This window comes from Bradyrhizobium algeriense, assembly GCF_003062295.1.
Lineage (GTDB): Bacteria > Pseudomonadota > Alphaproteobacteria > Rhizobiales > Xanthobacteraceae > Bradyrhizobium > Bradyrhizobium algeriense.
The window spans coordinates 1-21535 of record NZ_PYCN01000054.1; the positions used below are offsets into that span (position 1 = coordinate 1).

A 21535-nucleotide genomic window follows, 5' to 3' on the forward strand; every position below is an offset into this window, starting at 1 on the left:
AGAGGCTTCCGCCAGTTCCTCCTGCGCAGCATCGACAAGGTCAAAGCCGAATGGGCCATGATCTGCATCGCCCACAACCTCGCAAAACTCGCCGCCGCACGCTGAGGAGAACCTGTCTCCCCAAAAAAAGCTTCAGAACCCGCTTCGCTTAATCCTAAGTCCATTATAGGGACAGGCTCCTAGCCGTTTAGCAGCAACTATCACATCCCGCATTATGCTCCCAGAACCGCAGTGGATTGTAGAGTGGCGAATTTCTTTGGCCTTGGTCTGTTCTTCCCTTGGCATCGGCGCTTGTTCTCCGTAATCCCAAGCTCCTGTCGTGTCGTTCATCTTCAGCTCCTTCAGATTGTTCCCCTATTGCCTACGGCAAGAAAGAGCAACGGCCGTGCCAGCGCTCTTCGCGCGCATTAAGCGCCTGATTGCGCTTTGAAACAGTTCGCGATGCTAATGGCGCGGGGTGTTTTGAATCTCACAGGTTTTGTGAGCCGCTGTCAGAAACCGGACAGGGATCGAGCGGCTGGCGTATCGGACCTTGCCCACCGACGTAATCCAGGTTGAAGCGAAGAGCAGAAGCTGCGGGCGCTGCTATCCCACAGCCCACACGGAGAATACTACCGAATCAGAGCCGCGCTTCAATCAGGTGAACAAGCTGAGCCCCCGCTCTGTAAAGGGCCTCACGGGCGGCACGAAAGCGTCGCTCTTCGACGGGGGCGACCGGAAGCGGCAGATCCTTTTCCGCAACCTGGCCGAGGACATAGGACGCCAGCACACTGCCGAAGACAGTCCCAGGCGCAATACCGCGCCCATTGTAACCACTGAAGGCGACCACGTTGCGGTCGAGTTTGTGAAAGCGCGGCAGGTTGTCCGAGGTCATCCCAATCATGCCGAACCAGCCGGCCTCGAATTCGACATCGCCGAGCTGCGGAAATAGCCTGCGCAGCGACCTCACCGCCCAGGCCCGGTGAACCGAGGCGCCCGCGCGCTCAAGAGCGCCAACGCTGCCGAACACCAGACGTCCCGAGCGATCGAGGCGAAACGAGGAGAGGACCTCCCTTGTGTCCCATGCGCCTTGCCGTTCGGGCAGGATGGAGGCCCTCAGATGGTCCGACAAGGGCCGCGTGGCAAAATTGAAGTAAGGTAGATGGATCTGCTCCCGCCGAACCTGCGACCACGGTCCATTGCCGTAAGCGTCGGTGGCGACGATTACCCACTTAGCATTCACAGATCCCTTTGCCGTACCGATCCTCCAGCGCGAGCCGGTGTCGCTGGCTGTGACGACCTGACTCCGCGTGAAAATCTTCGCTCCCGCTGCAAGCGCGACACGTGCCAGGCCACGCACATAGGCCAGCGGCTGTATTGTGCCGGCGCGCTCATCGAGCAGCGCGCCGGTGTAGTTGCCGCCACCGATTTTTCTGCGCGTCTCCTCCGGATTGAGCAGCACGACGGGAGCGCCGCGCTTCTGCCACTGTTCGGCACGCATCTCGATTTCCTGCAGACCCTTGCGCCCGACGGCGCAATGCAGGGTGCCCGCGCGCTCAAGTTCGCATTCGATGCCGTGCTTCTCGATGAGTTCGAAAACCTTTTGTGGTCCACGACCGAGCAGTTCGATCAGCCGCTCCCCGAACGGAGAGCCAAGAGTAGCTGCGAGCGTGTCGGGCATGATCCACATGCCCGCATTGACCAGCCCGACGTTGCGCCCAGAACCACCGAATCCTATTTCGGATGCCTCGAGCAGGGCGACGCGCACGCCAGCCTCCGCAAGGTGAATGGCTGAAGAGAGTCCAGTATATCCGCCGCCAATCACAACAACATCGGCTTCGGCATCTCCCACAAGAGGACTTGTATCTGCCGGCGCTGGAGCCGTCAGCTCCCATAAGCCGTGCGATTTCGTATCGCCTCGCATCCGACAAACTCCTTCAGCTCAGCATTGTAAATGACGTCAGGCTAAAGATCAGCGCACCTCCCGCAGAAGTAAACTCCCACATGTACACGCGAGCTAATCGAGCTGAACGGCACATTGTATGTCTCTTCCAAAGAAGCCGAAGCCGACATGGGTCCCAAGAGCGAGGCTGATGGTCTAGTCCAATCCAAGAGGGAAAAAAGTGCGCGGCGGCGCAACTTGCTTTACGCCGCCCCAAACCCGAACCGACACCGGTCGAGCATGATGAGGTGTTCGAGTTGCTCGGCATAGCGCCGCTGCTCGACCGGTGTCCCTCACATCTCTCCGGCGGGGAGCGGCAGCGCGTCACCATCGGCCTGGCGCTGTTGTCCCAACCCGGACTGCTTGTGATGGTCGAGCCGCTTGCCGCGCTTGACCGCTGCGCCTCTAGCTGTTGTTTGTGAGCTGTTTAAGGCCGCTGATAAGGATCGGGCCAGAACTCGGCCGTTCTCTGGAACAATCATCATCGTCATGTGGTTGCCTTGAATGGGCACGGCATGAATGGCCGCCGCACCTAAGACCCGGTCCCAGCTCCGCATGGGCGAACTTGCCACTGGACCTAATGAAGGCTTGGCTGCTCGTGCCCGACGACTGAGGAGAGGTTCTGTGGCATAAAGCTGATGTATTTCAACTGGCAGGGGCGGCACTTGATACAACTGCAGCGCTTTTTGATAATGGGCAATTCTTTCATACATCAAAGTCTCATTGTGGAGATCACGATCTGCAGGTATCGCCCCAATTTGCTGCGCCTTTTCGAGCAGCTGAACAACTGAGCTTTGTCCAGCAAAGCACTCCAACGCTTCGAACCGCTCATCATCTAAGCACTCGAGAGGCTCCAACACCATTTCCAGTACTATTTTGGCTTCCGATAGGCTCGATGATTGCAGGTAACCGTAACATCGATGAAATAGTTTCATCGAGACTTGTTACGCGCTCGGCAATTGCGTAAGCCACCATTGCCCCTGAGGAATATCCCGCGAGCGATATGGCCCCTTCGGCTGAATCTCTTTGATCAAGATGACTTGCGCGGCTATCGCTTCAAAGTTAGTGGACAAACTTCATTGAAAGACGGCCAGGGCAGAGCACAGGCAGCACAGTCTATGTCCATTTCGTTTGTCAAGATGAGGACATAAGAACAATCTCCCAGACTTGTCGGAACAAAGAAGATCGGCGGTTGCGATCCCGTGGAACGAACGGAAAGCAGTTGAGCTGTATTGCGGTGTGGCTCCAAATTAATCTTCATGCAAGTTCCTTCAAAACCGGAGCCTGGAAGAGATCAGCGGTGCTAAGCTTCAACCCACGATGTAGCGCTCGACTAAGAAGCCGCACCGCCAATACGAGTGCCCGCCCTGTGTGTGTGTGTGTGTGTGTGTGTGTGGCGCGAACAGTTGGTCGTGCCGCCCGACCCGCGCGAGACCCAGAAGCTCCGCCCGGAGCTGCGCCAGCGTGGTCTCGATCTCGCCCTGCGGCGCCTCATAGCCGCCCCGTTGCATACGCCTCATCCTCCGGCGCCGGCAGTGCCCTGCGATCGAGCTTGCCATTCGGCGGCAGCGCCACAAGCCGCACAAACGCAGACGGCACCATGTACTCCGGCAAGCGCGTACTTAAGTGCGTGCGCAGCGTGGCGGCAAGTTCAGGCCCCTGAGCTTCGCCGGCGTGCTCGGCAGCCGTAACGGCATAGGCGCCAAGACGCTTCCCGGCCGCACCCTCCCCTTGCGCCACCACCACCGCGTCGCGCACCGAGGCGTGCTCAACGAGCCGCGCCGCGATCTCGCCGGGCTCGATCCGGAAGCCGCGGATCTTCATCTGGTCGTCGTTGCGGGCCCAAAAGTTCCAGATCGCCGTCCGGCAGATAGCGCGCGAGATCGCCGGTCCGGTACATCCGCGCCCCCGCCTCGCCGCTGAACGGATCGGCCACAAACCGCTCCGCCGTCAGCTCGGGCCGGTTCAAATAGCCACGCGCCACCCCCCGCGCCGCCAATGTAAAGCTCCCCCACAGCGCCAAACGGAACGGGTTCACCATGACTATCAAGCAGGTAAATCTGCGTGTTCGCGATCGGTCGGCCGATGGGAGGCAGTTGGGGCCAACATGCTGGGTCAGCCGCAAGATGGTGCTCCGTAACTACGTGGGTTTCTGTAGGCCCATACTGATTGATCAACCTCGCCCTTGGATGCAATTCGAAGAACGACTTGAGCATTGGGGTGGCCCGCAATTGCTCACCCCCTGTATAGATCTCCCTCAGAGGGGGCAGCAGCACTCCCATAGCGCCCCAGACCTCCGCAAAATGGTTCAACGCGGCGAATGGGAGGAAAAGCCGCTCGATCGCCTCCACCCACACAAATTCCAGTAAGGCGGAGAAGTCCGCACGGGTCTCTTCCTGCACGAGCACGAGCAGCCCTCCGTCCCTCCAGCAACTGAACAATTCCTGGAGCGACACGTCGAAATTCACGGTCGTGAACTGAAGTGTGCGTCGTTTGGGCGCGCCAAGCTCCGGAGAGAACCAGAGCAAATTCATCAGCGAGCCGTGGGACATTTCGACGCCTTTGGGCGTGGCTGATGATTCCGAGGTGTAGATCACGTAGGCGAGATGGCGCGAGGTCAGACCGAGCGCGCGCGCATCCGGATTCGACGCCGGCAGATTTGCCCAGGGCGGTGTCGCAGTCGCGAGATCGACCACCGTCACATCGACGCCCACATCGCCCAGTGCGGCGCGCCCCGCCGCATCGGCCAGCACCAACTGCGGCGCCGCATCCTCAAGACCCCGCCGCAGCCGCCCGGACGGATAGGACGGATCGAGCGGCAGATACGCACCCCCTGCCTTGAGGATCGCCAAAAGCCCCACCATCATCGCCGGGCTGCGCTGAAGGCAAATCGCGACCGGCTGATCCGGCCTCACACCGAGCGCGATCAGATGTTGCGCCAAGCGGTTCGCCCGTGCATTGAGCTCGCCATAGCTTAAGCGATCGTCCGCATAGGTCACCGCCATCGCATCCGGCGCCTAGCGCGCCTGCGCCTCAAACAGCTCATGGATGCACCGCTCCGACGGATAGGGCGCCGCGGTCCGGTTCAGCTCCTCCAAGAGGTATGCGCGCTCCTCGGATGACAGCAGCTCAACCCGTGCGACCGGCTGCTGCGCATCGGCTATCACAGCACACAACAAGTTTTGCAAATGTTGCGTCATACGGTCGATCTGCTCGGGCGCCAAGCGACTGGCATCAAAGTGCCACCGAAAGCTCCCATCGAGGCCGCAAACCTCAAACGTTAGCAAATCACCGGATAGGGCTGTCTCAGCACTCGGGCTCGAAACTTGATCACCAGCGGCAGAACAGCTATTTCCGGTGACCGTCACGCCGATCGGCCAGGGTCGGCGCGATTGTAGCGCCTCCTTGCCCCGCAACGTCGGAGAGCGCGCGATAAGATCCCGCGGAAAACTATCGTGATCTCTCAGATCCGCGCATTCGGCCGCGACCGCCCTGCGTACTCCTGCAAAATCACGACCGAGATCGATGGTCATTTGCATCGGCACGACAGAGGCGACAAGCACCTCCACCGCCCGCATTCCGGCTCGCGATCCATTCGGTGCGGGAGTCCACCCTAGTTGAAGCTCTGATTCTCCCGTGATGCGGGCGAGATAGATCAGCCAAGCACTCAGCAAGTACTCAGTGCGATCAACTGGCGACAACTCGACCAAGGCACTTGGAACGAGCCAGGAACTCGACTGCCATCTCGGGGGAGCCACAGTTTCCGAAGACGACAGAAACGGAATCTGCAATTCCTTAAACTGCTCAAGCCGCTGCCGCCAAAAGTTCTCCCGAGGCGCCAACATTCCATGGGCAACAGTTATGCTCTACGCCTCCTCATCGCTCAAAATCGGGAGGCGATCGCCTACATTCAGACCGGACTGCCTCGCGAGTGTCCGTGCATTCAGAGTCAGACCGTCTGAGCTGCCAAACCAAACATCAACATCCTCTGTCCCTGTCGCCACACGCCAGTTGCTGCGGTGGATTTTAAGCAGGGACCCTGCCGGAAGGCCGCAGCGTCCAGCAGATACCTCCAAGCGCCTGACTGCGACAACATCATCCCCTAGGTGCACCTTCGGCAGACACAACGGATTGGAATGATACCGTCCATAGTTTAAGGCGCGTGTGATCCTTGAGAGATCTTGCGCGGAGCGATTCCATCGCAGATAGCCCGCAGCATCTGGGCGTCGACGCCTCGGAGAAACGCTTCCGTCCACTGGCGCCTGCGAACCAGCATGGAGCTCTCCATTCGTTAAGCCAGCTAGAAGCTCGCGGAAGCCTTCGACAGCGGCTTCATGACATTTGAGGTTCAGGGTCAACGCCGTATCGGTTGGCGCAATAGAAAGTTGGCGCTCAACCACCAACTCACCCCTATTAACACCATCATTGATACGATACCACCCGATGGCATAGTCGGTCTCTTGTGCCAGCCGCGCCCAAGACATCGAATGAGCTCCCGCATGTCGTGGCAACGGGCCGTCTTGGTAATTGAAAGCGCCTTGACGGACTCGGGCAAACACATCCGGTGGCAGTATGAATGGATTTCCTACGGAAAATATCCAGTCTACCGGGTCGGCATTCATCAACACGGAGAGCTCTTCAACACTGTCTACACACAAGATATTGGCGCGAGAAGCCCAGTCCCGGAATATGGCGTCGGCACACAGCGCCGCGCAGACGACATGACCCATCTTACTTACTAGCTGAGCACACCTGATAGCTAGCGTACCGCTGCCAACAAGGATGCTGGAGCGAATTGATGCGACTGCAGGTGGTTGCCCATCCCAATCGCCCGGTTTGCAAGCGTCTGCGAGCACCGAAGCAGACCAATGTGCCATATTCAGCTACTCCATGCTGTAGGTTGGGGAGTTCTCGCCGTATGCGCCGCACCACATCGCGACTTAACCCGGTCACTCTGATTTGCATTCGCTCGGGAGTAACCGGGTTGAATGCTAATCAAAGCCAGCCAGTGTTGAGAGGTATCCAGCGCGATCAACGACAGCGGAGCCCGTGATGGAAGCGGCAAAGCTTCACTTGATGAAGCCGCACTCAACAGTGCAGCCTCCATGGCGTGGATTTGGATCAGTCGAGCAAGCTTCATTTGTATCCGTAGGCGGGCAGCTGCGGGACCGACATGATCGCAACAGATCCTTCACCGTCTCCCAGCAATCAGCGTGCCACCCAAAACGTTGAGCAGGCCCTGATTGAAAAGGAACAAATCCATGCACTTCGCTCCGAAGCGGAGAATACTTTAGCGTTAGTGTCGAGTTGCGGACATAACGTCTTCAACTGGACATGGCTGAACACGACAATACAGGCCGTCAAATGACGAAGGTGACCTCTTGAGGCAAACTTGCACGTCTGCTTAGGGATGATGACCAAAGGACGACGAGGTCCCCTGGCTTTAACTTGACGACAATCTTGTCTTGCAAAATTTCTCGTAGTAGCGCCTGAACACCAGATCCGCCGCTCAAAGTCCTTATCCAATTGGCGCAATTCAAAATCGTCAGGCGGGATCTTGAGCAATTCGCTTCTGCAACAGTCCCACAAGAATTGAAAATAGTTGGGTCAGCACCGGCAATATTATCCCACAGGACATTCACATCGTGCTCGAGGATGAGCGAATAGTTTCTTTTCGCTTTGGTCATAACACTCGCCAGCAAAAGGCCCGAAAACTCAGATTGTCCTTTCGACATTCGCCCTATTCCGCTTTAGAGACGCTCTCCCTCAAGACAATCCTACACCTTCGCGGTGAATACCGATGCGATGCCGGAGTGTTGACCGGCGCGATGCCAATCAGCTGCAGCCAAGGTAAATAGCGCTAAGGCTGCGGGGATGCGGCCAGCCATGCTTTAGTCTGGCCTGCCGCCGAGATCTGACCGCACTCGATGGCCTGCAGCTCGAACAGCCCGCGATAGATGCCGCCGGGACGCGCCGTCAGCGCCGCGTGCGTTCCTTGCTCGACGATCTCGCCGCGGTCGAACACCAGGATGCGGTCGAGGCTGCGCACCGTCGACAGCCGGTGCGCGATCACGATCGAGGTGCGCCCTTTCATCAGCCGCTCCATCGCCTGCTGGATCAGGCCCTCTGACTCGGAATCAAGGCTCGAGGTTGCCTCGTCCAGGATCAGCACCGGCGCGTCCGCCAGGAACGCGCGCGCCAGCGCGACGCGCTGCCGCTCGCCGCCCGACAGCTTGACGCCCCGCTCGCCGACCAGCGTGCCGTAGCCTTTCGGCAGTCGCAGGATGAAGTCATGCGCGTTGGCGAGCCGCGCCGCCTGCTCGATCGCCGCCATGCTGGCGCCCGGCCGGCCATAGGCGATGTTCTCGGCCAGCGTACGGTGAAACAGGATCGGCTCCTGTTGCACAATCGCGATTTGGCTCCGCAGCGATTGCTGCGTCGCTTTCGCGATATCCTGGCCGTCGATAAGGATACGGCCGCCGGAGACGTCGTAGAGCCGTTGCACCAGCTTGACGAACGTAGTCTTCCCGGAGCCGGAACGGCCGACCAGACCGATGCGCTCGCCGGCGCGAATGTCGATCGACAATCCGTCGTAGAGCGGCGCGTGATGCCCGACATAAAGGAAAGTCACGTCGTTGAACGTGATCCTTCCGCCCTGAATGTCGATCGGCTTGGCGTCGGGCGCATCGACAATGCCGATCGGCTCGCCATGGATGGTGACAAGCTCTTCCATGTCGTTCACCGAATGCTGCAGATTGTTGATGTGCATGCCGACGTCGCGCAAGTAGGCGTGGATGATGTAGTAACTGGTCAGCACATAGGTGACGTCGCCCGGCGAGGCGCGCCCGGCGATCCACAGCAGAATGGCGCCGCCGATCACGGAAGCGCGAAAGCACAACAACATCATGAGCTGCACTGTGCCGGTGGCGTTGTAGCGCCGCCAGGTGCGCAGTACCCGCGCCCGCCAGCGGCTGATGACACCGTTAAGCCGAGCATCCTCGCGCGCCTCCGCACCGAAGGATTTCACCACGGCATTGCAGGTGAGCGAGTCCGCCAACGTGCCGCCGAGCTTGGTGTCCCAGGTGTTGGAGACGCGCGCCGCCGACGCGATGTAGCCGATCGTGAATGCCATCGTGATCGCGACATAGATCACCGCGCCGAGGCCGATTACACCGCCGAGGACCGGCCAATGCAGACCGAGCAGGATCATCGAGCCCACGAGCACCGCTAGCGACGGCAACAATGCCGTCAGGATCGTGTTGTTGAGCAGGTCGAGCGCCCACATGCCGCGCGTGATCTTGCGCACGGTCGAGCCGGCGAAAGAGTTGGCGTGCCAGTCAGTCGAGAACCGCTGCACCCGCATGAAGGCCTCGCGCGCCACTTCTGACATCGTCTTTAGCGTGAACGGCACGATCGCCTGCAAGCCTGTAAACCGGAATATGATCGAGAGCAGGCCAAGCGCGAGGATGCCGCCGAAGGCGACGAACGCCGCCTGCCGCGCTGCCTGATCGGACGGACCTGATGTCAGCGAGTCGACCAGATGGCCGGAGTAGACCGGCATGAACAGGTCGGCCACCGTTGCCCCTAAGAAGCCGACGAGGACGATCGCAACGCGGACGGGCTGCTTTAGCCAGTGACGGAACACGAACGGGATCACCACGCCGATTGCGGTGGGTGGTTTGTCATCTTGAACGATCATGGCGCCAGCAGTTTCTGCCACACGCGGCGTAAGACCCTTTTGATCCAGACGCGATGTGCCGAATGCTTGGCGCTGCCGTCCGAGGTGAAGCAATAATGCCCGGAGTTTGGGGCTGCGATCGAAATCTTCTGCCCATTTCACCCCCTTTTTGCGTAAGCGTAGCTGAAGCGGTTCAAGCTTTGAGGGTTCCACAGCATGAGAGCATCGATCTGAGAAATCGGCCAGCCTTGCGCGATCCGTTCGATAGTTTGTGTGAGCCAGGCATGCATTCATCTTCGCCCGTCTGCAGAAGCATGGAGATGGCCGGCTAAGTCCGGGCGCCGCCATGGCCGTGCGCAAAGGGTGCATTTTTATGACGAAGGAGTCGTTCAGCATTTCGTGTAGACCTTAAGACCGTAAGAGTGTTTGCATCATGGGATGACTGCGCGACTTCACCTGGAAGATCACGTCCGCCTCGATCCGGCCGGAGGTCATCGCAATTTGAACTCCAACCTGCCGCAAACGATCCAGCGCTGTACTCGATGGTCTTTAGTTGCCACTGGCCCGCCGGAGAAATGGACGAATTCACCCGTGAGCAATTCCGACTATTACCCTTTTTCATGTTTTCTCTTCCGGCGCCTGCGCTTTGACTCTTTCGGAAACCCATCTTGCGGAGTCGCACAAAGAGCCCCGTAGCAAGCCTTCTCACCCTTGTAGTTGGCCAGCGCTTGGACCAACAGCGACATAACGTGCTGTTTCAGTTCGTCGGGGATAGGCTCAGAACCGTCCAGCGATTTCAGCGCCACCTCGACCAACTCGATCGCGCGATCCTTGTTGCCGCTCTCATAATAATACTGAGCGACCGCCCCATAGGACAGGAACTTGGAGCCGTCGCCGCGTTGCGGAGGATTCAGTGCCAGGATGTGTTCGGACAACTCCTTACCCATCGCAAAGCGCTCGGCAGGCGGGAAGTGGGAGTTGTCATTCGCCGGATCGAAGAGTTGGCGCATCGCCCCGGCCATCCACAGCTCGGATTTTTTGTCGATCGCGTCGCGAACCAATTGGCTCATGACCGGCAAGCCGGTCTGCAAGTCGTGCACTTTGTGAAGCAACAGATCCGCTTGGAGCACGCGGAAGTTGACGTCGTCCGGCATTACAGCGACGGCCTCTTCGAGCGCCGAAAGCGCCTTCGCCCAATCTTCCGCCTTCATCGCCGGCGTAAGTTTGGCGAAGATCGGCTCAGTCAACGCTCGCTTGCGCGTCATTTCGTGCATTGTGCGTTCGCCTTCGGCGATCCGCTCTGTATCGGCGGCTCTAGCTTCATCGCTGGTGCGCCAGCCGCCGTTAAGAATTTTCGGCAGAACGTCATCAAGTTGCGTTGGAAAACCGATAAAGGCGATGTGGCCGTCACGGTCGACGACGAACGAGGTGGGAATCATGACAGAAAAGCTGGGATCCATCCAAAGCTTGTTCATTTTCCCTGTGTAGTCGAATCCGATCCGGTAGTTGAGATTCGAGAGCTTTTCGGTCAACCATGCGTCCAAGTTGGTTCGGGCCTCGTCCGCCGTTCGAGCTCGTTCATAAGCTGCGACTCCGAGGACCTCAACTCCGCTGTCTTTGTATTTATCTTGCAGCTGCACCAGATGGGGCATCGCCGCCACACAGGATCCGCACCAAGTTGCCCAAAATTCGACGATGTACACTTTTCCCGGCTGGAAGCTCGTGAGGGGCTGGCCACGCAGCCAGTTCTTCACCTTGATCGGAGGAGCTGGGGACTCCATGCGCAGCATCATGTTGTTCTCCATAACTATTGCCAAACGTTGCGCGACTTTTTGCGCCAGCTTATCTCTCAGAACGGGGCACACGGGTTCAAGGGAAGGAGCATCGCTCGTTTTGCGCTCTGGATGCACTCAGCCCTTTCTCAGTGTTGCTGGATCTCAACAGCAACAGCCGTGCCATCTTCGTCAGCGCGCATTAAGCGTCTGACTACGCTTTGAAAAATACTCCACGCGCCCAGCCGACCGGTGTTCTGAACCTGACGGGCTTTGTGCCGCTGTCAGGTGTTGGACACGAATTGCGCGCTTCGCGCGGCCAGAAAAGCTGGTTTGTGAGTCACCGAACGGAACTTGCTAACCCCTCTCCCTGCCAGACAGGATTGGAGGCGAGCGATGCTGTAGATCGGAGTCGAAACAGCCGAAGCCGTGGACCGGCGACGCGTGTTCGTGTCTAATGACGACGGAATCATTCGCGGGGCACTGCAGCGGGTGCTGCTTATCGGTGCGCCTTAAAACTGCCAGTTCTCGCCATCGCGCCAAGCGGTTCCTGCACCACAAACTGGTACTCCGATCAGTTTTGCTGTCCAGTCGCGGTCACGGGGGGTGCCTGACACCCCTATCCCGTTCTAAAATCGTTGCCTCCGTATCGAAAAATATATCGCCGCTCGCCTCGATGCGAGCTAAGACTTATGAGGGCGTTCATCTCACAAGTTTCTGACTAGGAGGCCCGGCTGGCCCCACCCCGCTGGCCCCATGAACACTGTCGTCCTAGCGCAAGCCCTGCGGATCGCCATACCGCCGATCGTCGGGTTCATAGTGCAGATCGTCGAGAACATGTCGATTGCTCCGCCTATCGTTCGAGAATAAACGTCTTGATTGATCTTGCGCTGGATTGTCCGTAGCCAGGCCAGTTTCCTCTCTGTCAATCAAAGTCAGGCAACGGCATGCGTCAGCGGCTTCTCGCCGACTGCACTTCGCGGCGTGCCCCGAGGTAGAGCGCTTTGATTTCGTCTTGGTTGCGCAATTCGGTCGAAGCGCTGGATAGCACGCTCACAAGAACGGACCGCATGGTCGGAGCGTAGCGCGACCGTTCGACTAGCCGGCCTCGCCTATGCGCTAATCTAGGATGGAAGCGGACAAGGGCGCCTGTGATCAGCGAGGCCCTGCCTGCCCTGCCTACGGACTGCCCTGCTACCCTGCCCCTGCTATCCCATGGTGCCGTGCACAAGGGTAGCCCTGCCCCATTGGCACAGAACAATGTGAGACAGATTATATTCCTATGTATCATTGGGTATCAGGGCTTTAGGGGCACAGGGCGCCAAACATGTCTTGGCTTGTGTCATCGGGTATCAGGTTGGCTACGGGTCCCTCTTCAGGCGTCTCATTCCGCGGGGGGCACAGAGCCGGGGCAATCGCGAGTTTTGAAAATCTTCCTATAGAACATCGGAGAAAACGTAACGAAATCGGGGCTGTCTCAGAATGTCCCGAAAAACCGAGAAGTGAAAATTCGACAACAATGTCTCATGTTGTCCTGGTACAGGAGCGTACGGTAAGAATGTGAAGTCCCAATTTTCCCGTACCGGCTGTCAACCTCTGATTTATTATTGTTTTTTATACCCGGTACAGTAAGTACAGGAAGTATAGGTACATTTCTCGTGTATGCGCGCGAACTGGAGGTCGGCAGTCCGACCACCTCATGGTCTCTGTCCCACGTTGGAGAATTTTGGTTGGTCTTGCCCGTTCTTCCTGTACCAACCTTTCTTCAATAGGTCGATCAAAGCGTTAGCCGCGTACAGGAAGCCGGATTCATCCTGTACCGGTACAGGAGGCTTCCCGTCCACGCTTCGAAATCGACGCCGAAAGCTGGGAATTCGGGCGCCGCAGCTGATTTATAATTTCAGCAGCGTGATTGTAGTAACAATGCTGAGCACATATTTCGTTCGAACATTGAATTGGAGTGACAAGTATGAGTCAGGCCAAACGGGAATTGGACGCATGGAACAACCTGAGATCGCGGCTCGAAAATTTAGCGTGCGAGGTTGAAGCGATCGAATATGACGGCGATCGGGATGCTTACGTGTCGAAAGAGGACACCGACGCGGAGAGGCACGCATATGCCCGCCTGACGAGGATGCACCGACTAGGCTTGATCGATTTCCCCTTGGACGAGGTAAAGGACCTGATGGAGGACGTTCTCGATGGCGCGCGCATGGAAAGTTATGGCGTTTAGCCGAGCAGATCGTCGTCTTGGGGGAAATCGCCGGCCCAATTGATCGTGCTGCCAATCAATTTTTCGAATTCGGCGCGGCATTCAGCCAGGCGGGGAATAACATAGTACCACTGCCGCTTATCGCCGACCTTGCGGTGAATGCGGGTGATCGCTGGAAAGATTTGGTGCACACGCACGCCGAACCGTGAAGCGTTGAGCGGATCGCCGGCAAACCGGCGTCGCCTTAACCAGTCCTCGTAATTGAGACGAAAATCGTCGACCGCGACCTTGAGCGAGGCGTCTTCCCAGGAGACCTCGACGTCCTCGAACATCGAATCCCCGGGCGCGCGGCCGGAGGACAGGATCTCGAAAAGCCATTGCTCGATGCCGCGGAGCGAGGCGATTTTCTGATCGCGCAGGCCGGTGGTCATCGGCGGGTTGCGCACGTCGAAGCCGGTCAAATCGAGGTCGAGCAGGTGGTGCAGCAGCGCGGCGCGACCGCCGTGGTGCATTTCCTAGCGCAGCTTGGCGAAGTAGACGGTGTCGCGCGCCCTGGTATCGGCGACGTTGAGCACGCAGAAGCGCCGCTCGTCGAATGTCGCCGGCACGATCCAGTCTTCGTGCGAACTGATTATGATGCGCAGCACCGACGCGACTTGAAATGCGTTGATGCCTTTGCTCTCGATCATCACCTGTTCGGACGTGATCAGGTGCTTCAGTTGCCCTTCGGCCCTTTTTGTCGCCGGCCCAGAAGCCTTCTTCGACATGCAGTAGCAGGGTCTTTTCTTGGTGCGCGTTGAAGCGGCCGACGAGATGTTCGGGGTTCGAGATTTTGGTGTGACGATGGGGGAAAAGGCCGCCAACGCAGTCGCCGATCGTGTCTTTGCCGGCGCCCTTGCGACCCTTCAGCACCAGCGCGGTACCGGGCTTTTCCCAGGGGCGCTGAACCATGTGGGCGAACCAGCGGATCACCCATTGATAGGCGTTGTCGTCGCCGGCACAGATGTTATCGCGCAAGTGGTCGAGGAAGCGCGCGCAGGATGACGATGGATCGGGTTCGACGGCGAAGCCTTGCCAATGATTGTAGGCGCCGTCGGGCCCGCCCTGTGGCGCGAAGACGATGCCGTTCGGATAGCTGCGCCGAGCCTTGTGGCGCATCCCACGCCTTGGTTACCGGCTCGGTGGACTTCTCCGTCGCGACGCGATCGTTTTCGTAATAGTTGTAGACGTCATGCACCGATCCATAGGAGGTCGTGCCGTCTTTTTCGAAGGTGAGGATCACCGTTTTGCCTTTGACGAAGGCGACGGCGTGGTTCTTATTCAGCTTCGCGATCCGCTTCGGCACATGACCGAGCTCGTGATGCACTTCGGCCTGTTTCAGCTTGCGAACGCGCTCTGGCTGCTCGGTGGCCGTGTCATCGCCCTCGCCTAGCAGATCGTCGACGTCATCATCCATATGGCCGGGCTTAACCCGGGCATCGTCCCCTTCAATTTCATCTTCATCGCCGAGATCGTCGAAGGCGTTCATCAACCGAACTTCCTTCGCGGCCGACAACAGCGTTGCCATGCGAACGGGCTTGTTCGATTGCCGGAATGAGCGCCAAACTCGCCGTTGATCTTCCGGATCGTATTTGTCGGAGGCGGCCGAGAATTCAACCCAGGCCTTGAAGCCCTCTTTGCTGCCGTTGAACTCGTGGTGCAGCGCCATGCCGACCTGCAACCAGCCGTCGCGGTCCTCGCGCCAGGTGTCGGTTGGCAGGTCTGCCAGAATATCCTTTGCCTCGGCGACCGAGAGGCCGAGCGCTTTGGTGCGGACGTCGGTTTCGCCCTACTCGGTGGCTCCCAGCCGGCGACCCGTGACGCGGGAATGACCGGACCGACACCGAGCTCGACGAGATCCACGGGCCATTCCCGCTCCCATTTGTAGCGCTTGCCGGTGTCGGGATGGATCGAGGGCGGCACGACGACCTGCTTGCCGGTGCCGAAGCGCTCGATTTCCCAGGCCCAATGCGCCTTCTTGTCTTTTCCGATAATTTTTTCTGTGGAGTGGCGCAGCTTTTTCGACGGGAATGGTCGATCGGTCAGCAAATACAGGTGGCGGCTCTCCCATCGAGCCCGAGATGACCGATGGCAGCGAACGCGCTTTCGGAATCAATTCGAGCAACGCGCCCCAGGCCTCATCGGCTTTGTCGGGGTCGCGGATGTCGAGATCGATGCAGTGAAGGTATAAATCGTTGAAAAACGACGGCTCGCCAAGGCGAACGCCGAGATTATAGCCATCCCGGTGTGTCTTCGTGAGGGTGGCGAGTGAAGCGACGCGTTCTGTCGACCAGCTATCGTTGAAGACCTTCTCGGCTAGTCGATCCTTCGGGGTGTCGGGAAACCGGCACCCCTCTTTCTCTCTGACCACATCGGCCAATGAAACGGTCCCGACAACAAACCGAGCGAGCAGTATCGGTCGAAGTATTGCGGCGGCTATTCCGCTGTGATGCGAAGCGCGGCCTGCTGTTCTGGCGCAGGCGCGCTGTCGACCATTATCGAATTGTAGCTTGGAACAAGCGATTCGCAGGTAAGCAGGCCGGAAACGATAACGGTCTCGGTCATTTGCAGATCGCCTTCGCGATCGACGGAGTCAAATACTATTCGACCGTTCACCGCGTGATTTGGGCGCTTTCGCATGGCCACTGGCCGACCGACGACCTCGATCATCGCCACGGAGAGCGCTCCCACAACGCCATTGTCGAGTTGCGCGACTGCACACCTTCCGACAACCAGCGCAATCGTCGCCTCCATAAGAACAACACGAGCGGATTTAAAGGGGTTTCGTGGGTTCCGAAGCTACAGAAATATCTCGTTCAAATTCAGGTCAATAAGGCCGCCGTCAAGCTCGGATACTTCGTCGACAAGATTGAAGGGGCAAAAGCCTATGACGTCGCCGCGATCAAGCATTTCGGCGAATTCGCAAAAACCAACCGACAGTTGGGTTTGCTTCCATGAAGACGTCGCTTGCAGATGCCGCGCTGTTCGACACGGAAGTGTACATTAACTACTTCCTGGCGGCGTTCAAATCGGTCAAGACCGGTAAAGTGCTTCGGTTGGAGAAGTCCGACCGGTGCGTTCTCGATCGCAAGAAGCTGCGCCAGGTGCTCGACGAATATTGCACCGTCGGCTTCAACTCCATCCCGTTCGATATTCCGATAGTGTCGGCAGCCCTCGCCGGCTTCAGCAACAAACCGCTGAAGCAAATCGCCAATGAGATCATTCAGGAGGACGCCAATCCCTGGGAAATCTCGCGCGCCTACGATTTTCAATTGATCGAGTGCGATCACGTCGACCTGATCGAGATCGCGCCAGGGCAGAACAGCCTCAAGATTTACAACGGCAAAATGCACGGCAGGCGCATGCAAGATCTGCCCGTGGACGAAGATGCCGTGCTGACGCACGACGAGATGGACGTCGTATCGGATTACTGCGTCAACGACCTTGCCGCCACCGGCCTGCTGATGCAGACGCTCAAGGAGCAACTGACGCTTCGCGAGCAGATGATCCAAGCAGTACGGAGTGGATCTACGCTCCAAATCGGATGCGCAAATTGCCGAGGCCGTGATCAAGAAAGAGTTGAAGCGGCTAACCGGTGAAGAACCGAAGAAGCCAAAGATCACGCCAGGCAAGCACTACAAGTACAGGTTTCCCGACTTCATTCACTATCGATCGACCGAGCTCAACGCAGTTCTCGACAACGTTCGCGCCGCCGACTTCGCGATCTCGACGAGCGGCAAGGTCATTATGCCGGACGTTCTGAAGAAGGCCAAAATTAAGATTGGCAGTTCGATCTAGCGCGTGGGCATCGGCGGTTTGCACTCATCGGAGAAGACGATCGCGCATCGAGCCGACGCGCACACCAGGATCGTCGACCGCGACGTACGCGGCTATTACCCGCAAATCATCCTCAACCTCGGCCTGTATCCGCAGCATCTCGGGCCGATCTTTTTACGGGTCTTCCGATCATCTGTTGAGCGGCGCAACAAGGCGAAGGTTCGCGTCGACGAACTCAAGAAGCTGATCAAGCGGGCGAACGACGAAGCCACACTGCTGAAGCAGAAATTGAAGACCAACGACGACGTCTCGGGAAGTCTGAAGATCGTCAACAACGGCGCGTTCGGCAAGCTCGGCTCCAAGTGGTCGGTTCTGTTTGCGCCAGACTTGATGATCCAAGGGACGATCGGCGGCCAATTGTCGTTGCTCATGCTGATCGAGATGGTCGAGCGAGCCGGCTTCCGCGTGGTCAGCGCCAACACCGACGGCATCGTGATCATCTGCCCTACGGACGAAGAAGACGCCCTGGCGGCGGTGATCGCGAAGTGGGAGCGGCTGACCGGCTTTGAGACTGAGGAAACAGAATACAGCGCGCTCTATTCCCGCGACGTGAACAACTACATCGCCGTCAAGCCCGACGGCTCTGTCAAGAAGAAGGGCGCATACGCTGAACCCAAGATCGTCGCGAGCTCGTGGCCGTCGCCGCTCAACGAGGTCTGCTCTGACGCCGTGGTCGAGTATGTAACCAAGGGGGTACCGATCTTCAAAACCATTCACGCCTGTCGAGACATTCGGCGATTTGTCACCATTCGCACTGTCAAAGGCGGCGCCGTGAAAGACGGCAAGTATCTCGGCAAGGCGATCCGCTGGTACTACTCGACGGACGCCAGCGGATCGATCAACTACAAACTGAATGGCAACAAAGTGGCGCGCAGCGACGGTGCAAAGCCGCTCATGGAACTCCCCGACGCGTTTCCGAATGACGTCGATTACGATTGGTACATTCGAGAGGCCGAAAGCATCCTCATCGATATCGGCTACCGATCTGAACGGCCGACGCTAGATCAGCATCTCCTACTCGCCCCGGTGATATGATGGAAGCAATGAAAAGCGCGATCAGCTCGTCATGCGGTTTGTATCGCTACGATCTGCGCAGGGATTGGGATGCGAACTTGCCGCCGCTTGTGCTCGGCATGCTCAACCCTTCGAAAGCCGATCACAAAATTGACGACCCGACGATTGTTCGCGGCGTCTATCGCGCGAAAACGATGAATTGCGGATCTCTGATCGTGTGGAATCTCGGCGCAGGTCGCGCGACCGAACCGCAAGACTGGATGGCGATGCCAGACCCGATTGGTCCCGACAATGACCGGCATATTCGAGACATCCTGACCGAATGCAAGGAGCGCAACGGCATTGCCGTCGCCGGTTGGGGCGTCTACGGCGACTTCATGAACCGCGACTTGGCCGCGATGGAAATCGCGCATACCGTCCAGCTACCAGGATCGAGAGGCCCTGTTGAGCAGATTCCGGACGATTCTGTCCTCAAAAACACCTATTATCGTGTTATTGACAAACCAAGTGCCTCGTCAGGGCTTTGAGCCGTGAGTTCAGTATTCTTTAGCGCCCACTGTGTGGGGCAGTGTTGGCTTAGCGGAGTCGATCATGACCCCAACCCACCGCATTATCCAGGAGTCGTCCGGAATTCGATTTTCAAGGATCGTCAGTTTTCTCTATGGATCAACCGCGGACATCGCTTTCTTCATCACAATTCTATCTGTTGTCTGTTTCGTAAGCGGCCAAGTCGTGCCGAAGACGATCGACACGGGCCAGCAGACATGCAGACGCGCAAGCGCTTCAAAGACTCCTGGACACAATAAGTGCCGAAGCGCATTGAGCGAAGTACTTATCGCTGCGAGCCTCATGCTGCTAATCTGGTAATGGCATTCGGCAGGCCGAGGAAGCTATGGCGGTGACGCTGCGACAGTCTCATTCGTCGGCTGGATATTCGTGTTCACAAGCACGTTTCTGATCGATCGTTTCGAATTGTTCGGACTACATCAAGTAGCACCCGATCTCGCGAGCCGCGCAAGCCAGCGCCGCAATTCGCACCCCGCTGCACCACAGATTTATGCGGCATCTCACATATTCGCCTTTATCGTCGCGTCTGAGCCGCGCCCGTCACGACGATCGGGAATCTGTTACTTGCAGCCGTGATGACCGCTTACATCTTTGTCGGCATCTTCTCAATCATCAAACAGTCTTCTGCGGCCAACGCCGTCGTCGGCGTTGGTGACAAGTATGTCCCGCGTGGGATAGAGCCTCTCGCGAAAGGCCGCGCCGCCGAGAGAACCGCCATTCCACCAAACGGTGATGTGCGCCTGCCTGGTCTCCTTGAGCTCTGCCACCGCATCACCAGCCGGTTCGCTGCACGGCGTCCATTTGCACACATGGAAGAACGACGCGCTTGTCAACTAGGCAATCAAGGCCAGGTCCGAGAGCTGCGCGAAGGTAGCCTAGATGGGCCTTTTCGGTCGAGACGAGTACAGGATGTTCAGCTCGCTGATCACGAGCATGGGAAGGGTGTTGCAAGGACGGAAGCGAAGGCCTGGTCCCACTCGTGGAGCTCAACTTCGAGGGGCTGCCGGGTCCGAGGAGACAGCGTCAAACGCGTTCTTTTCGGAAATGATGCCGCTCGAAAACATAACTTTATCCCAGAGGATGCGTCGAGCGATCTCACGAGGGTCTGCAGGCACTTGAGCGCGGTGAGTGCAAAACCAGTCAAGCCGCATTTCAAGCGGCAAGACGAACAAGAAGGTTCTCAGCCGAAGCGTATGACAACCTTGAAGGGTGCTTACTCGATCTTGAAAGGATTGGCTGAGGCGGTTCAACTAAGCTAGACGGCACCTATATAGGCGACTTCCTGATTAGGTCTGCTCTCAGCCTCGCGCAAACTTGCGAGAAGGAATACGATCCCCGCGCGCGATCAGATCCTGGTCAGTTCGCCGAAGTTCCGGATCACCTTCGGATCGCCGAAGTCGCCGCCGGATCTCCGGAGCGGCTAAGGGCGATGCCGCCGACATGCCTAGGCTTACGGGAGAGGACCTCCGCACGCATGACGGCGCTCTGAGAGAAGCACTCGATCGCTTCACCGGGCGCGATCCGTCGTCAGAACTGAGGCAGGCGCAGCACTGTTTGCATCAGCGGATCGTCCGTATCGAGCATTGCTCTCACGAACCCGAGCGAAAAGCATCCATCGCATGGGCCAATAGTATGCCGATGCTCAGAAAAATGAGTGTCCCGACAAGAGCCGAATACATATGCCACCTCCATCGCTCACTTCCTTTGAACTGCGCGACCGCTTACACAGTCAAATTATTCCTTGAGCACGAAATGGGATCGCAGCCAACTGATGAGTCTGGGCCACAGCGGCTAGCTGGCAACATGTGGAACGATCAAAGGCAGAAGCTGTAAACCCAGCTGTTCTGTTCGAACCGGCGTGATAGGCGTAGTGCGGATGACCGAAAAACGCGTGTGGCTAATGTGCAACGGATACTTGGTTTCTGCGCGGGAATGTCCAAAACGAACGCTCCGGCCCTTGAGACGCCTGTAGCATCTGCGCGCAAGAATTGGGGCGTCCGGATGACTTTTCAAGCTCGAAGGATGAGAGCTTATTGTCTCTTTGGGAGGTGTGCGCCGGCAAGTGTTGGCCGGTTGCGCGAACGCCGGACGTTGCCGCTTTAGTGGTAACAATCTGCGCACCTATGCTGAATTGCTTCGTTCGGAAATGGACCGGCGGGAGCTGAAGTACATCCCGATTAATTGGTCTGAATAGGCCGCTCCACGGCATACCGATGAAAGACCTGCAGAAGCACTTGAAAAAGCTCCGCACTGATGCAGCCGAATGCAAATTGATCAGCGACCTGGCACTGACCAGGAAAAGCGAGAGCTGTTCGCAAGGCTTGCGGATCACTTGAGTGTCGTGGCGTCCTAGTGGTTCATCATAGTAATTTTGACGTTTTGATACCGAGCCATTCGAGGATGGGCAAGTTTTCCGGTGGCAAGAGAATCTCGATGCTTCTGGGGACGCCGGGTTGACGTCGGATGAAGCCGTTCCGTTCGAGGGTGACGATCAT

The 21535-nt window shown here is 58.0% G+C and carries 22 protein-coding genes and 2 pseudogenes; 10 read left to right on the forward strand and 14 right to left on the reverse strand.

Annotation, left to right across the window (positions count from 1 at the left end; translation table 11 throughout):
- Positions 1-105: transposase (locus tag C7G61_RS39620; RefSeq protein WP_145963526.1), on the forward strand; the 105-nt coding region annotated here is incomplete at its 5' end.
- A 514-nt stretch (positions 106-619) separates the two neighbouring features.
- On the opposite strand, the gene C7G61_RS39625 is transcribed toward C7G61_RS39620, so the two are convergent.
- A complete protein-coding gene (locus C7G61_RS39625; protein WP_108523025.1) occupies positions 620-1903 on the reverse strand; it encodes an NAD(P)/FAD-dependent oxidoreductase in 1284 nt (427 codons plus the stop codon).
- 266 nt (positions 1904-2169) lie between these two features.
- Here C7G61_RS39625 and C7G61_RS46565 point away from each other — a divergent pair, with 266 nt between their 5' ends.
- The gene (locus C7G61_RS46565) at positions 2170-2343 is read left to right on the forward strand and encodes an ATP-binding cassette domain-containing protein (protein ID WP_420836835.1); all 174 of its coding nucleotides are present in this window, start codon (positions 2170-2172) and stop codon (positions 2341-2343) included.
- 1069 nt (positions 2344-3412) lie between these two features.
- Here the strand turns inward: C7G61_RS46565 and C7G61_RS45255 are convergent.
- The 4 genes from C7G61_RS45255 to C7G61_RS47675 are packed head-to-tail and all read right to left on the reverse strand — an operon-like array spanning position 3413 to position 6798.
- Entirely contained in the window at positions 3413-3745 is a 333-nt protein-coding gene (locus C7G61_RS45255; RefSeq protein WP_190242202.1) for an AMP-binding enzyme, read from the reverse strand.
- Positions 3742-4926, reverse strand: a complete 1185-nt coding sequence (locus tag C7G61_RS45260; RefSeq protein WP_190242203.1) for an AMP-binding protein — start codon at positions 4924-4926, stop codon at positions 3742-3744. Before C7G61_RS45260 ends, C7G61_RS45255 begins: the two co-directional genes overlap by 4 nt.
- 12 nt (positions 4927-4938) lie before the next feature.
- Positions 4939-5766, reverse strand: coding sequence for a condensation domain-containing protein (locus C7G61_RS45265; RefSeq protein WP_244608697.1), 828 nt, complete (start codon positions 5764-5766; stop codon positions 4939-4941).
- 21 nt (positions 5767-5787) lie between these two features.
- Positions 5788-6798, reverse strand: a complete 1011-nt coding sequence (locus C7G61_RS47675; protein ID WP_420836836.1) for a formyltransferase family protein — start codon at positions 6796-6798, stop codon at positions 5788-5790.
- A 296-nt stretch (positions 6799-7094) separates the two neighbouring features.
- On the opposite strand from C7G61_RS47675, the gene C7G61_RS44235 reads away from it, so the two are divergent.
- Complete coding sequence (locus tag C7G61_RS44235; protein ID WP_145963778.1) at positions 7095-7289, forward strand: hypothetical protein; 195 nt, start codon at positions 7095-7097, stop codon at positions 7287-7289.
- Here the strand turns inward: C7G61_RS44235 and C7G61_RS44240 are convergent.
- The 4 genes and pseudogenes from C7G61_RS44240 to C7G61_RS39650 all read right to left on the reverse strand — a co-directional run bounded on the left by C7G61_RS44240 (position 7282) and on the right by C7G61_RS39650 (position 11392).
- A complete protein-coding gene (locus C7G61_RS44240) occupies positions 7282-7656 on the reverse strand; it encodes a hypothetical protein (RefSeq protein ID WP_145963779.1) in 375 nt (124 codons plus the stop codon). The two genes, C7G61_RS44235 and C7G61_RS44240, sit on opposite strands and share 8 nt — an antisense overlap.
- A 125-nt stretch (positions 7657-7781) precedes the next feature.
- Entirely contained in the window at positions 7782-9620 is a 1839-nt protein-coding gene (locus C7G61_RS39645; RefSeq protein WP_108523027.1) for an ABC transporter ATP-binding protein, read from the reverse strand.
- A gap of 137 nt (positions 9621-9757) precedes the next feature.
- Positions 9758-9883 (reverse strand): annotated as a pseudogene (locus C7G61_RS47680) (transposase domain-containing protein); the annotation flags it as partial.
- 324 nt (positions 9884-10207) lie between these two features.
- Positions 10208-11392 carry a TlpA disulfide reductase family protein gene (locus tag C7G61_RS39650; protein ID WP_108523038.1) on the reverse strand — a complete coding sequence of 395 codons (1185 nt, stop codon included), beginning with the start codon at positions 11390-11392 and terminating at the stop codon, positions 10208-10210.
- Positions 11393-13340: 1948 nt separating this feature from the next.
- Here C7G61_RS39650 and C7G61_RS39660 point away from each other — a divergent pair.
- Positions 13341-13604 (forward strand): hypothetical protein, encoded by a 264-nt coding sequence (locus tag C7G61_RS39660; RefSeq protein ID WP_057851350.1) that lies wholly within the window; start codon positions 13341-13343, stop codon positions 13602-13604.
- On the opposite strand, the gene C7G61_RS39665 is transcribed toward C7G61_RS39660, so the two are convergent.
- Both C7G61_RS39665 and C7G61_RS39670 read right to left on the reverse strand, forming a co-directional pair.
- Positions 13601-14095: a hypothetical protein gene (locus C7G61_RS39665; RefSeq protein WP_108523028.1), complete on the reverse strand. Its 495-nt coding sequence runs from the start codon at positions 14093-14095 to the stop codon at positions 13601-13603. The genes C7G61_RS39660 and C7G61_RS39665 overlap by 4 nt on opposite strands.
- Before the next feature lie 3 nt (positions 14096-14098).
- Positions 14099-14350 (reverse strand): primase-helicase family protein, encoded by a 252-nt coding sequence (locus C7G61_RS39670; protein ID WP_108523029.1) that lies wholly within the window; start codon positions 14348-14350, stop codon positions 14099-14101.
- Between the two features lie 19 nt (positions 14351-14369).
- Between C7G61_RS39670 and C7G61_RS44245 the strand changes: the two genes are divergently transcribed.
- Positions 14370-14627, forward strand: a complete 258-nt coding sequence (locus C7G61_RS44245; protein ID WP_145963780.1) for a hypothetical protein — start codon at positions 14370-14372, stop codon at positions 14625-14627.
- Here the strand turns inward: C7G61_RS44245 and C7G61_RS39675 are convergent.
- Positions 14590-15354 carry a PriCT-2 domain-containing protein gene (locus C7G61_RS39675; RefSeq protein WP_108523030.1) on the reverse strand — a complete coding sequence of 255 codons (765 nt, stop codon included), beginning with the start codon at positions 15352-15354 and terminating at the stop codon, positions 14590-14592. The two genes, C7G61_RS44245 and C7G61_RS39675, sit on opposite strands and share 38 nt — an antisense overlap.
- Before the next feature lie 197 nt (positions 15355-15551).
- A pseudogene (locus tag C7G61_RS47685) lies at positions 15552-15671 on the reverse strand (hypothetical protein); the annotation flags it as partial.
- Positions 15672-16001: 330 nt separating this feature from the next.
- Here C7G61_RS47685 and C7G61_RS39685 point away from each other — a divergent pair.
- The 5 genes from C7G61_RS39685 to C7G61_RS39705 all read left to right on the forward strand — a co-directional run bounded on the left by C7G61_RS39685 (position 16002) and on the right by C7G61_RS39705 (position 19000).
- The gene (locus tag C7G61_RS39685; RefSeq protein WP_108523032.1) at positions 16002-16580 is read left to right on the forward strand and encodes an HNH endonuclease; all 579 of its coding nucleotides are present in this window, start codon (positions 16002-16004) and stop codon (positions 16578-16580) included.
- Positions 16577-17221 (forward strand): hypothetical protein, encoded by a 645-nt coding sequence (locus tag C7G61_RS39690; protein ID WP_108523033.1) that lies wholly within the window; start codon positions 16577-16579, stop codon positions 17219-17221. The genes C7G61_RS39685 and C7G61_RS39690 overlap by 4 nt, the downstream gene beginning before the upstream one ends.
- Positions 17202-17420: a hypothetical protein gene (locus C7G61_RS39695; protein WP_108523034.1), complete on the forward strand. Its 219-nt coding sequence runs from the start codon at positions 17202-17204 to the stop codon at positions 17418-17420. Before C7G61_RS39690 ends, C7G61_RS39695 begins: the two co-directional genes overlap by 20 nt.
- A 267-nt stretch (positions 17421-17687) precedes the next feature.
- The gene (locus C7G61_RS39700; protein WP_145963781.1) at positions 17688-18494 is read left to right on the forward strand and encodes a hypothetical protein; all 807 of its coding nucleotides are present in this window, start codon (positions 17688-17690) and stop codon (positions 18492-18494) included.
- Positions 18495-18502: 8 nt separating this feature from the next.
- Positions 18503-19000, forward strand: a complete 498-nt coding sequence (locus C7G61_RS39705) for a DUF1643 domain-containing protein (RefSeq protein WP_190242206.1) — start codon at positions 18503-18505, stop codon at positions 18998-19000.
- A 645-nt stretch (positions 19001-19645) separates the two neighbouring features.
- Here the strand turns inward: C7G61_RS39705 and C7G61_RS45690 are convergent.
- Positions 19646-19807, reverse strand: a complete 162-nt coding sequence (locus tag C7G61_RS45690) for a hypothetical protein (RefSeq protein ID WP_210205920.1) — start codon at positions 19805-19807, stop codon at positions 19646-19648.
- Between the last annotated feature and the right edge of the window lie 1728 nt (positions 19808-21535).

Excerpts from the sequence above, each read along its gene's own strand:
- C7G61_RS39625 (WP_108523025.1), bottom strand. The coding sequence starts at position 1,903 with ATGCGAGGCGATACGAAATCGCACGGCTTATGGGAGCTGACGGCTCCA.
- C7G61_RS45255 (WP_190242202.1), bottom strand. The coding sequence starts at position 3,745 with ATGAAGATCCGCGGCTTCCGGATCGAGCCCGGCGAGATCGCGGCGCGG.
- C7G61_RS45260 (WP_190242203.1), bottom strand. The coding sequence starts at position 4,926 with ATGGCGGTGACCTATGCGGACGATCGCTTAAGCTATGGCGAGCTCAAT.
- C7G61_RS45265 (WP_244608697.1), bottom strand. The coding sequence starts at position 5,766 with ATGTTGGCGCCTCGGGAGAACTTTTGGCGGCAGCGGCTTGAGCAGTTT.
- C7G61_RS47675 (WP_420836836.1), bottom strand. The coding sequence starts at position 6,798 with ATGGCACATTGGTCTGCTTCGGTGCTCGCAGACGCTTGCAAACCGGGC.
- C7G61_RS44235 (WP_145963778.1), top strand. The coding sequence starts at position 7,095 with ATGATCGCAACAGATCCTTCACCGTCTCCCAGCAATCAGCGTGCCACC.
- C7G61_RS44240 (WP_145963779.1), bottom strand. The coding sequence starts at position 7,656 with ATGTCGAAAGGACAATCTGAGTTTTCGGGCCTTTTGCTGGCGAGTGTT.
- C7G61_RS39645 (WP_108523027.1), bottom strand. The coding sequence starts at position 9,620 with ATGATCGTTCAAGATGACAAACCACCCACCGCAATCGGCGTGGTGATC.
- C7G61_RS39650 (WP_108523038.1), bottom strand. The coding sequence starts at position 11,392 with ATGATGCTGCGCATGGAGTCCCCAGCTCCTCCGATCAAGGTGAAGAAC.
- C7G61_RS39660 (WP_057851350.1), top strand. The coding sequence starts at position 13,341 with ATGAGTCAGGCCAAACGGGAATTGGACGCATGGAACAACCTGAGATCG.
- C7G61_RS39665 (WP_108523028.1), bottom strand. The coding sequence starts at position 14,095 with ATGCACCACGGCGGTCGCGCCGCGCTGCTGCACCACCTGCTCGACCTC.
- C7G61_RS39670 (WP_108523029.1), bottom strand. The coding sequence starts at position 14,350 with ATGTCGAAGAAGGCTTCTGGGCCGGCGACAAAAAGGGCCGAAGGGCAA.
- C7G61_RS39685 (WP_108523032.1), top strand. The coding sequence starts at position 16,002 with ATGAAACGGTCCCGACAACAAACCGAGCGAGCAGTATCGGTCGAAGTA.
- C7G61_RS39690 (WP_108523033.1), top strand. The coding sequence starts at position 16,577 with ATGAAGACGTCGCTTGCAGATGCCGCGCTGTTCGACACGGAAGTGTAC.
- C7G61_RS39705 (WP_190242206.1), top strand. The coding sequence starts at position 18,503 with ATGAAAAGCGCGATCAGCTCGTCATGCGGTTTGTATCGCTACGATCTG.